This window comes from Acetohalobium arabaticum DSM 5501 (assembly GCF_000144695.1).
GTDB classification, from domain to species: Bacteria; Bacillota; Halanaerobiia; order Halobacteroidales; family Acetohalobiaceae; genus Acetohalobium; species Acetohalobium arabaticum.
On the sequence record NC_014378.1, the window covers coordinates 2,407,464 to 2,418,729 of the forward strand.

General features: G+C 34.4%; 11 protein-coding genes. All 11 read right to left on the reverse strand.

The features are described from left to right. Positions 1-8: 8 nt before the first annotated feature. The 11 genes from acear_RS11630 to acear_RS11685 all read right to left on the reverse strand — a co-directional run bounded on the left by acear_RS11630 (position 9) and on the right by acear_RS11685 (position 11,256). The gene (locus tag acear_RS11630; RefSeq protein WP_013279215.1) at positions 9-1,787 is read right to left on the reverse strand and encodes a rhodanese-like domain-containing protein; all 1,779 of its coding nucleotides are present in this window, start codon (positions 1,785-1,787) and stop codon (positions 9-11) included. Between the two features lie 14 nt (positions 1,788-1,801). Continuing rightward, the gene (locus acear_RS11635) at positions 1,802-2,128 is read right to left on the reverse strand and encodes a CGGC domain-containing protein (RefSeq protein ID WP_013279216.1); all 327 of its coding nucleotides are present in this window, start codon (positions 2,126-2,128) and stop codon (positions 1,802-1,804) included. Further along, a complete protein-coding gene (locus tag acear_RS11640; RefSeq protein WP_041667395.1) occupies positions 2,128-2,346 on the reverse strand; it encodes a hypothetical protein in 219 nt (72 codons plus the stop codon). The genes acear_RS11635 and acear_RS11640 overlap by 1 nt, the downstream gene beginning before the upstream one ends. A 165-nt stretch (positions 2,347-2,511) precedes the next feature. After that, positions 2,512-2,841 carry a GTP-binding protein gene (locus tag acear_RS13050; protein ID WP_148217770.1) on the reverse strand — a complete coding sequence of 110 codons (330 nt, stop codon included), beginning with the start codon at positions 2,839-2,841 and terminating at the stop codon, positions 2,512-2,514. A 57-nt stretch (positions 2,842-2,898) separates the two neighbouring features. Beyond that, positions 2,899-3,846, reverse strand: a complete 948-nt coding sequence (locus tag acear_RS11650) for a TDT family transporter (protein ID WP_013279217.1) — start codon at positions 3,844-3,846, stop codon at positions 2,899-2,901. Between the two features lie 15 nt (positions 3,847-3,861). Further along, positions 3,862-4,323 (reverse strand): C-GCAxxG-C-C family protein, encoded by a 462-nt coding sequence (locus acear_RS11655; RefSeq protein ID WP_013279218.1) that lies wholly within the window; start codon positions 4,321-4,323, stop codon positions 3,862-3,864. Positions 4,324-4,478: 155 nt separating this feature from the next. Then, positions 4,479-5,756: a double-cubane-cluster-containing anaerobic reductase gene (locus acear_RS11660; protein WP_013279219.1), complete on the reverse strand. Its 1,278-nt coding sequence runs from the start codon at positions 5,754-5,756 to the stop codon at positions 4,479-4,481. A 65-nt stretch (positions 5,757-5,821) separates the two neighbouring features. Next, on the reverse strand, positions 5,822-6,589 hold the full coding sequence (locus acear_RS11665; protein WP_013279220.1) for an acyl-CoA dehydratase activase: 768 nt from the start codon (positions 6,587-6,589) through the stop codon (positions 5,822-5,824). Positions 6,590-6,774: 185 nt separating this feature from the next. Further along, a complete protein-coding gene (gene fdhD, locus acear_RS11670) occupies positions 6,775-7,560 on the reverse strand; it encodes a formate dehydrogenase accessory sulfurtransferase FdhD (RefSeq protein WP_013279221.1) in 786 nt (261 codons plus the stop codon). A gap of 30 nt (positions 7,561-7,590) precedes the next feature. Beyond that, complete coding sequence (fdhF, locus tag acear_RS12885; RefSeq protein ID WP_013279222.1) at positions 7,591-10,296, reverse strand: formate dehydrogenase subunit alpha; 2,706 nt, start codon at positions 10,294-10,296, stop codon at positions 7,591-7,593. A gap of 30 nt (positions 10,297-10,326) precedes the next feature. Then, positions 10,327-11,256 (reverse strand): NADH-quinone oxidoreductase subunit G, encoded by a 930-nt coding sequence (locus acear_RS11685; RefSeq protein WP_013279223.1) that lies wholly within the window; start codon positions 11,254-11,256, stop codon positions 10,327-10,329. Positions 11,257-11,266: the final 10 nt, after the last annotated feature.

Below are 11,266 nucleotides of genomic sequence, written 5' to 3' on the forward strand. Positions count from 1 at the left end.
CTCTTTAATCACTCTTTTCTTGGATCTCCAAACTCTACAGGATTTTCAGGATTTCTACTCCATTCATACCAACCACCATCAAATACTGATATATTTTTCCAGCCCATTAAATAAGCATCAAACATAGCAAGTCCACCTCTCCATCCTGTTCCACAGAAAAACGCAGATTCATTTTCAGGATTAATATCCCAGTCAGCCCACATCTTTTCTATTTCTGGATAACTCCTCATAGTCCAATCTGGATCAACAAAATGTTCAGAATGGTATGCATCTGAACCACCATGTCCCCAGACAGAACCTGGAATACGTCCTTTTTCATCAAAATAAGAATATCCACCATTATTTTTGCCTATATATTCATCCCAAGAAACAACTGCTACCAATCTACCATTAGGATCTTTAAGTAATTCCTTTGCTTGGGGGACGTTGATATAATATTCTGGATGAACTGGAATCCTAGCTCCAAAATCAGCTCCTGTTTGCCATTCTTTTATTTCCTTTTTTAAAGAATGTCCAGTTTTCTTCCAAACTTGATAGCCTCCTACTTGCCATTCATTCACTCCTTTTTCTAATGAATAACCTGCTCTTTCCCAAGCCTGGTATCCACCATCTAACATTCTAACATCTTCTACTCCAGCATACATAAGTACTGAAATCAATCTTCCTGCAGCCATAGGCTCTTCACTATATACAACAACTAATGTATCTTTAGTTATACCTGTCTTTTTAAAAAGTTCTTTTAATTTGGCATCAGAGACTATATTCCACAACGGTGGTCCTTCAATTTCATTAGTATCAACATATATAGAAGTTGGAATATGCCCTTTTTTATAGTGACCAAACTTTTTATAGTTAGTATCAATTATTACAAAATCTCTTCCATCATAGGTTGCTGGATCTTTACCATCAATTAAATCCTTAACCCAATTAGGAGAAACAAGTTTTGAATAGTTTGGCAGTTTATCCATTGGAAGATCATTATTAGCACTCCACTTAACTATTCCATTCTTATAAATTGCTACATCTTTATAATCTAATTCATCTTTTAAAAACAGTCCTAACTTTTTACTTTGAGAATCTTTATAACCATAAATTACAATTTTTCTATCTGATGTAACTCCTTTATTTTTTAGAGTATCTATTAACTCTTCATTTTCTAGTAATTCAAGCCAGGATACTGGAAAATGTACTGCACCTTTAATATGTCCACCTCTTGTCTCATCTTTTAATTTCCAACCATTATAAGCAGCATCACTACGAACATCAACTACTACTAAATCTTGAGTTCCTAATTGAGTTGCTAACTTTTCTGTAGAGATAGTAGCTAATTTTTCATCAACTACTAATTGCTCATATGGCCAACCAGCTTGTCCATTCTCTAAAATATAAAGTCTCTTTTCTTTAATACCTTGAGAAGAGAGATACTGATAAGTTCTTTCTGCTCCTCCACCACCACGAGGACAGACAATTACAATATCATCATCTGACTTTTTAAGCTGGGTTAATATTCTATCTAACTTAGCTTTATCTTGCTTTGATTTCACTGGATAAGCATATGTACCAATAGCCCCTTTAATATGATGATTATTAAAGTCCTCCTGTGGTTGAATATCAACTAATAGAAATTCTTTCTCTTGCTCTATACTTTGCTTTAACTTTTTAGGGGAATAATACTTAAATTCACTACCACCTGTAAACCAATCAAAAAATCCGGCCATTGTTACTGTGCTTACTGCAAGTACCATTACTAAAAATAAGATTGTTACTAATAAAGTTTTTCTCCTCATTTCATTACCTCCTATCAAATAGTAGAAAAAATAATTTTTCTTTCCTCAATAATATTAGATAAAGAAGACTTAATTGTATCTAGATAAGGACAAGGGGCATCTCTACAACTACTATCAGTAATACAAGAGGTTAGTATTATTTTATCTGCTCCTTCATCAATTAGCTTCTGAGCTCTAATACTTATCCCCTTACCTGGACAACCACCACATGTAACCATTCCTACTAACTCTATCTCTTTTAGATCTTTAAATTTTTTCTTTCGCTCTTTAATTAAGTCTAAACATGGTTTAGCAATACATTCATCTTCCTTTTTTAGACACCTAATAATTGCTACTTTCACTAAATATTCAACCCCTTAGTAAAAAATCTATCTAAATTACTTAATTGTGTAGTCTTGAATCTATTTAATAAAATTTCTTTAAATGTACTATAATGAGTCCAGTCGATAACTGTAATATCTTCTTGAGCTATCTTTTCTTTCATCTCTTCTAAATTAGGACAGGGAAAATCTATAGGAGTTCCTAACTTAATACATGAACCTATTAATCCTAGCTTCATTATTCCACATCCTTAATCTTAGCCTATTCTGCAGGATAAAATAGTAAGAGAGACAAAATTATTTTATCACCTGTTTACTTTATCCTAAAAAGCTCTTCAAGTTTTCCTTTATTCAACCTCTTACCTATAAAGCATACTTTACTAGTTGTTATAAAATTATTTTTATTAATCGATTTCTTTTTTACTGGAAAAATCATCTTGACTATAAAATATATCTTGAAAATCTACTTTTTCTTTTTTTAAAAGTAACTTTAATTTATTTAAAGATAATTTATTCCAATCTTTTGTTATTATATTGGCCTTTGCATTTAACTGTCTTAGAGAATCAATTATATTGATAATCTTTTCTTCATCTACAAACTGACTCTTGCTTAATAGCAAAGTCGAAGCATTAACTATTTGATCTTCAAAAAATTCTCCAAATACTTCACTCTGCTCAAAATAATCTACACTATCAATTATAGTAATTAATGAAGGTAACTTTACATACTCTATATTAAAGTTCTGTTAAGTTATATGAAATTTATATCTTTCTCCTTTTCAATGATCTTATTAAGCTACTTCTGTTTCCTGACTCTGTTGTCGATTCCAATTACGATAAAAATAACCTAAGTATTTAAATAAAACAAATAAAACTAAAATAATTGATAAAACTTCCATGATCTGAGCAGAATAACCAAGTAAAGGATTACCAAACTGCTCTTCTAAAAATTTTATAGTTAATTTTAAACCTATTGCCGTTATAACAAAGGGAAAAGTAAAAGCAGAAAAACTAGGATAAAACCCAACTTTAAGCATTCTAGGAAGATAAATAACAACTCCCGTTGCCATTATCAAGGTCAATACTGTTAGCCAACCTACCAATAATAAATTTTTTTCTGGAAAAGCATTCATATACCCAGCTAAACAAAGCCCTGCCGGAGCTGTAAAGATAGAAATGGTAGGTAATGCTGGCTTTTTAATCTCTTTAATCCAGAAAACTCGATAACTAACTACTGGAAGTAAAATCATATAACTAATAAACCCAAACCAAAAGATTGACTGGCCTAACAGAATATGATTAAAAGCAGGAGCAGTTACACTAGCAACTACTATTCCTACATAAACGATAAAGTAACTAGGAAATACTTGCTTAATATCAAAGTTCAAAATAAAACGACTAGAAAATGAGATAATCAACAAACCATGAAGAATTATCCCACCATACCAAATATACAAAGCCAATGGAAAAGAAAGCTTAATAATATAACTAGCTAAAATCATAATTCCCATAGAAAAGGTAGGAGCTACACTTGCTACTATAGAATTTTCCAACTCCTTTAAAAAATTTTCACGGTCAATAAGAAATCGTATAACTAAAAGCACAGCTATTAGTGTAGATAATATTCCAGCTATATATCGATATTGACTACCATAAGGACGAATTAAATTCCCTAGACCAGCCAGTCCAAGCATCAAACCTGCTATCGGAATTGGGATTTGTTTAAAAATATTAGTCATCTTAACCTTCTTCATTTACTCAATCACTCCATCGACAATAAATCTTTCCATTACCCAAGCAGCTACTTCACCAGTTATTTGAATACAGTGTTCAGCTCGCTCGGGACTATCAAATTCAGCAAAATCTTTAGTCAAAACTCGACAACAAGTAGAACCATACTCCTCTTTAATATAATCATGTAAGTCAGCACTAGCTGGAAAACATTCCTCAGGCATAGGCGCTCCTGGTTCAGTTCGACCATACTTAAGTCCTAAAGCCATAACTCCTCCACTAATTGCCCCACATAAGCATTTAGACTTTCCAATTCCAACTGGAAAACCAGAAGCTAACTTAACCATTTCAGGTGGCATTTCTTCTCCTACTAGCTCATTAATTGTAGTTAATACAGATTCTGAACAGAAAAAATCCCCTCTTCTAAAATATTCTTCTGCCTTCTCTCTTGCTTCTTTAACTAATTTTTCTTGTTTTTGATTCATTATTATTCCCTCCTATAATTATAAGATTTCTTTTTATCTCATCCTTCTAATTATCAAAAGGAGTTTCATAATATTATGAAACTCCTTTTATCTTAGAATTTGCCCTTATACTACTCTATAGTCTAAGCCTGCATCTTTTTAAGCAATAATACAACCTAACCTTGAATCATTTCTAAAAAAGCCTCAATTCGAGTATTTAACTGGCCAGTATCACTATCACTAAAGTCACTTTCAATTTGAGTAACTGGAATATCTTCTTCCTTTAAAGCTTGCGAAATCTTTTTATATTCCATACTATAAGTCTGACAGAATTGTAGATTATAATAAATCACACCATCAACATCATACTCCTCAGCTAATCTTAATATATCATCAACCCGATCATCATTAGGAGTAAAACAAGCACAATTAATATTCATTGCTCTTTCTGTTAAGTTATCAATCTGTTCTTCTAAAGTTTCTCCACCTTCTGGTACCTTGTTTTCAAAATAACGAGTTCCTGTACAAGTCTCTTCACAAACTACAACCCCACCATTACTTTCAATCAAGTTATGGATCTTCCAACTAGGTAACGGCATAGGAGTTCCAGCAACTAAAATTCTAGGTGCATCTTCATCTGCTATACCTTCTCCAGCCTCAATTCTATTTTCTAACTCATCACAAAGTGTACTAGTCTTTTCAATAAATCGTTCTGGATCATCAAAAAAGGCTAACTGGGTAATTAATAAAGCATCTTTACCACTAATTGGAACTGGATCTGCTTTTCTAGTATCATATAATCGCTGTAGCACATCACGTTTTTTATTAATTAATTCAATAGCCTCAGCTGCTTTTTTCGCCTTAATTTCTCTACCACTAGTTTCTTCAATATGTTCTTTAAAACGATTAATTTCTGACTTCCATAATTCACGAGCAGCATCTGATTTAGTTTGTGGTAATTCCATCACATAAGTAGGAATTTCTTCATCTAGTATCTCCCAAGCCTTTTTCTTCCCATCACAAGTTGTTTCTCCTACTACAAAATCTGATACTTCAAAATAAGGACAAATTTTATCCATTTTAAACCCTAATGAAGATTTAATTAACGGACATAAGTCATTGTTAGGCAGCTCTTGTTCAGCCGCCTCAATAGGAAATTGAGCCCCTGCACAAAGACCTATACTAGCTCCTCCTGCAGCAGTAACTAATTCATCAGGTACAAACACACAAAATGAAGAAATTACCGGATTGCCAGCCTCTTTTTCTTCAACTAATTCCTTTACTCTAATTCCATGAATATCATCAACTACAAAATCAAAATAATCCATTCCTGCTGGTCGATTATCCTGACTAAGATAAACTTCTTCGTAAACTTCTGGTAACGGCTCTAAAAAATCATCATGTTTTTCCACATCCATTCCTAAACTTTCCCACATGTCATAATGTTTAGCCATTAATTTTTCCTCCTTGAGCATATATTATATTCTTTATAAATATTTCTTATCTACTCCCCAAATTTTTAACTTCTCTCACGGGCCAACAAAGCAGCCCCTAAAGCTCCCACTAGCTGTGGTTTATCAGCTACTTTAAGATTTTGGTTCAATTTTTTCTCTAAAGCCTTGACTACTCCACTGTTTTTAGCTACTCCTCCACTCATGGCTATAGATTCCGATTTCCCAATACTTTTAACCTGCTTCATAATTTGATTAGCAACTGAGTTGCAAAGCCCACCGACAATATTTTCTATTTTTACTCCTGAATGAAGATGGGAAATCACTTCTGATTCAGCAAATACACTACAAACATTGCTTAAAGAAATCGGCTCGTCTGATTTTTTAGCTAATTCACCTAGCCGATTAATATCTATATCTAAAGTTAAGGCCATCATCTCTAAAAATTTACCTGTTCCAGCAGCACATTTATTATTCATCGAAAAGTTTATCACTTTTCCAGCCTGATCCAATTCAATTACTTTACTATCTTGACCTCCAATATCTATCAAAACTTCTACCTCCGGGAACAAAAAATTAATCCCTCGGGCATGACAAGTTATTTCAGTAATCTCTTGATCAGCAAATTCTATATTATTTCTTCCATAACCAGTACTAACAACTTCTTCTACTTCAGATTCAATCTCAACCTGTAATTCTTCAAAAATTTTTTTGGCCCGTTCTTTATTATCCGGTCCTGTTTTTATCACTCGGTAAGTAACTAATTCTCCTGAATGATCAATAATAATCCCCTTACAGGTTCGAGAACCGATATCAAATCCACCAAAATACTTCATCAAAAATTAGCCTCCATTTCAAAACTATGATTCATATAACCAATTAAACAAAGATCAGTAGGATATTTTCATCTTAGTAATCATGATTAATAATTGAACTTTATATTTATTATAATTAATATTTATGTTTTTGTCAAAATTTTTTTAGTAATAAAAAAGACTCCCGAATAACGAGAGCCTTTAGTCTATTTCTTAATCCGCCAATCATGCGTATAGATATTTATTCTCCTTCTTCGTGCAAAACAGATCAAAGTTAGATTCAGCTCTTCAGCCATCTTAACTGTAAGAGAAGTGGGAGCAGCCCTCGAAATAAGAATCGGCACCCCCAGTTTAGCTGTCTTTAATAGAATCTCCGAAGAAACCCGGCCGCTAGTAACCAACAGCTTATCGTCCAATTCAATTCCTTTCATGATCGTTTCCCCAACTATCTTATCTACAGCATTATGGCGGCCAATATCTTCATTAAATAACAGCACCTCTTCTGAATTACAAAGAGCTGAACTGTGAGAACCGCCGGTCTCCTGAAATAAACCAGCCTTCTGCTGTAATCCTTTAACCAGCTCCAAAGCTTCATCTACTCCAATCGTTAATTCAGCTTCAATTTTACTACACTGCATAGAATCAATTACATTATAAAAGACAGTTCCCTTACCACAACCAGAAGTAATTGTTCTTGTATCATATAACTTCTCTACTAAAGAAGAAGTCTCTCGTTTGGTTTCTACTTCAACGATTCCTTCTTCTTCATTAATCTTAATATCTTCTATATCATCTCGGTCAGTAACTAGTCCTTCTGATTTTAAGAAACCTATAGCCAAATAATCCATCTTCTCAGGCGTACAGAGCATAGTAACTACTTCATCGCCATTGAGGATAATAGTTAAAGGCAATTCCACAACCACTGAATCAGTTACTTCTTCACTTCCTTCTTTACTTGCCCTTATGATAGAAACTTCTTCTAATCTGGCCACTTTTCTACCTCCAGCCATTCATCCCGCTCTTTATTGATTACTTACCTTTTCTATTCGAACTGCTGTTACTTTATATTCTGGAATCTTACCTTCCGGATCTAATTCATCATTAGTTAACCTATTAGCAGGACTCTCAGCATAATGGAAAGGCATGAATATCTTTCCTGGTTTAACTACATCTCCTACTTTAGCATAGGTTTCTACTTCTCCTCTACGAGAAGCAACTTTTACTCTATCTCCAGTTTCTATTCCTAAATCTTTAGCATCTTCCTTATTAATCTCTACATAGGCATCCGGTTCATACTCATCAATAGATTCAGAATTTCTAGTCATAGTTCCAGTATGATAATGATACAACATCCTTCCAGTCATCATTATATAATTATATTCTTCATTTACTTCTTCTATTGGCTTCATATGATCTACTGGATGGAATATACCTTTTCCGTGAGCAAATTCACCCTCATGTAAGAACTTAGTTCCCGGATGATCTTTGTCAGGACACGGCCACTGTAATCCTTTATCCTCTACTCGATCATAATCAATGCCGCCATAAATAGGAGTCAGATCAGCTATTTCTTTCATTACCTCAGCAGGTGATTCATAATTCATTTCATACCCCATTCTATTAGCCAAGTCACAGACAATCTCCCAATCTGCTTTAGCTTCACCTGGTGGTGATACTGCTTTACGTACTCGCTGAATTCTACGCTCTGAATTAGTAAATGTTCCTTCTTTTTCAGCAAAACAAGCCGCCGGTAAAACAACATCAGCATATTCAGCCGTTTCAGTTAAGAAAATATCCTGAACAACTAAGAATTCAAGCTCCTCTAAAGCTTCTTCAATATGATTTTGATTTGGATCAGAAATTACCGGATTTTCACCAACAACATATAAACTTTTTATTTCTTCTTCATCAATGGCATTAAACATTTCTACTACAGTAAGACCAACCTCATCAGATAATTCTGCTCCCCAGGCCGTCTCAAATTTCTCCTGAATATCAGAATCATCAACATTTTGGTAGCCGGGATAGACATTAGGCAGTCCACCTAAATCACAAGCACCCTGAACATTATTCTGGCCTCTCAGAGGATTAACTCCAGTACCTTCTCGTCCTAGATTACCAGTTAACATAGCTAAACAAGCAATTGAAGTAACATTCTTGGTACCAGATTTATGCTGAGTAATTCCCATGGCATAATATATAGCTCCTCTATCAGCGGAAGCATATAATCTTGCCATTTCAATTATATCCTCAGCCGGAATACCAGTAATTTCTGCTACCTTTTCAGGAGGATAATCTTTCACAATTTCTTTTAATGCTTCAAAGCCTTCAGTTCTCTCTTCAATAAACTCCTTATCATGTAAATCTTCTTTAATAATGACATGCATCAATCCATTTATTAGAGCTATATCACTTCCAGGCTCCTGATTGACTGCAATATCAGCTACAGAAGATAGCCCAATTTCACGTGGATCAGCTACAATTAATTTAGTCCCATTGTTAACTGCTTTTTTAATCTTACTGCCTATTACTGGATGGGCTTCTGTAGTATTAGAACCAGTTACAAAGATTACATCAGAAGTTTCAACTTCATTAATAGAATTTGTCATTGCTCCACTTCCAAAACTTTTGGCTAGACCAGCCACAGTAGGAGAGTGTCACAAATGAGCACAGTGGTCTACATTATTCGTACCTATTACAGCTCTCATAAACTTCTGAATCAAATAGTTATCTTCATTAGTACACCTAGCTGAAGTTAAATTACCAACAGCCTGACTACCGTATTCTTCTTTGACTTCACTTAAATTTTCAGCTACATAGTCTAAGGCTTCATCCCAACTAGCTTCTTCAAACTCCCCATCACGCTTAATTAATGGCTTAGTTAAGCGATCAGAATTATTAATAAACTGATATCCAAAGCGTCCTTTAATGCATGTTTCTCCAGCCGGATTGGGTATGCCATCTTTATAAACCGAACTAACTTTAACTACCTCATTATCTTTAATATTTAACTCTAACTGACAGCCTACACCACAATAAGGACAAGTCGTCTCTACCTTGTTATCTATATCAAATTCTCTTACTTGCCCCTTAGAAGGCTTATAAGTTAGGGCTCCTGTTGGGCATACTTCTACACACTGACCACAGAAGACACAATCAGAATCTTCACCACTCAAATCCTGTTCATAAGCAGTAGAAACTTGAGCTTCATGACCCCGTTGACTAAATTCAAGAGCATCAGAACATTGAATTTCCTGATCTACCTTAACACATCTACCGCATAAAATACACTTATTGGGATCATATTCAATAAAAGGATTTTTATCTTTTATTTCTAATCCTTCTTTTTCATTAGTTCCAAAAATAGGCTCTGAAACATTATATTCATAACAATAATCTTGCAATTTACAATTTCCTGATTTTTCACAAGTTAAACAATCTAATGGATGATCTGCAATTAATAAACTTAAAATATTTCTTCTGATTTCCCTTACCTTTTCACTATGAGTATATACTTCCATACCTTCTTCTACATTTAAAGTACAAGAAGTAGGTAAGTTACTGAATCCTTCAACTTCAACTATACATAATCTACAAGCACCATGTGGCTCTAAAACTTCATTATAACAAAGAGTAGGTATCTCTATACCAAGCTCCTTACAGGCTTCAAGAACAGTATAATCTTCAGGTACCTCTACTTCCTTACTATTAATGGAAAGTTGAACCATTATAATTTAAACCTCCCTCCACTTTTGCTTCTAATTTGCCGAATTCTCCAATTTATCCATAACTTCTTCAAGCTCTAATGCTTCCTTCCATTCAACTGCAACAAACTTTCCATCCTTCTTCAAATATGGTTCTTCTACTTCCTCTACATTCTCAAATTCTGTCCAGAGTCTTCCTTTTAAGCATAGCGGTCTTCCTTCACCCGGGGCCTTAGCTTCTACCCCTATGTTTTTACCGTCTTTTTTGAGTAGATTGAATTCACAGCCATGTTCACATACATTACATGTAATTGCCTCTTTTTCTACTTCCCAACTTCTTGGCTTTTCCATATTTCTTTTATCTATCAAGGCACCAGTTGGACAGACTGAAACACATCGATTACAGGAAACACAACCTGATTCCTCCAGCGTCATATCTGCATCAGCTGCAATCTTAGTTTCAAAGCCTCGATCAGCAAAAGTCAATACCTGACGTTCTGAAACTTGCTCACAGACTCTAACACATTTACCACATAATATGCATTTTGCTTCATCTCTTAAAATGTAGGGACTTGAAGTATCTACTATTCTTTCTCTTGTCTCTCCATCATGCTCTCTAAATTTAACATCATATCTATAAGCATAATCCTGCAGCAGACATTCGCCAGCTTGTTCACAGACTAAACAATCATTAACATGATTATCTAACAGCAATTGCAGTATCTCTTTTCTTGTACTTACAACTTTTTCACTTTCAGTCTGAACCACCATTCCTTCTGCTACTGTTGTTGCACAAGAAGCCTTAAGGTCATCACTACCCTCTATTTCAACTACACATAGCCTACAGGAACCAACTACTTCTAAACTAGAATCATAACATAAAGCTGGAATATCTATATCCATGCTCTCTGCAGCCTCAAGAATACTATAATCTGCCGGCACTGTAACCTGCTGCTCATTTATCGTTAAAGTAACACTCTCCACTCAATTCACC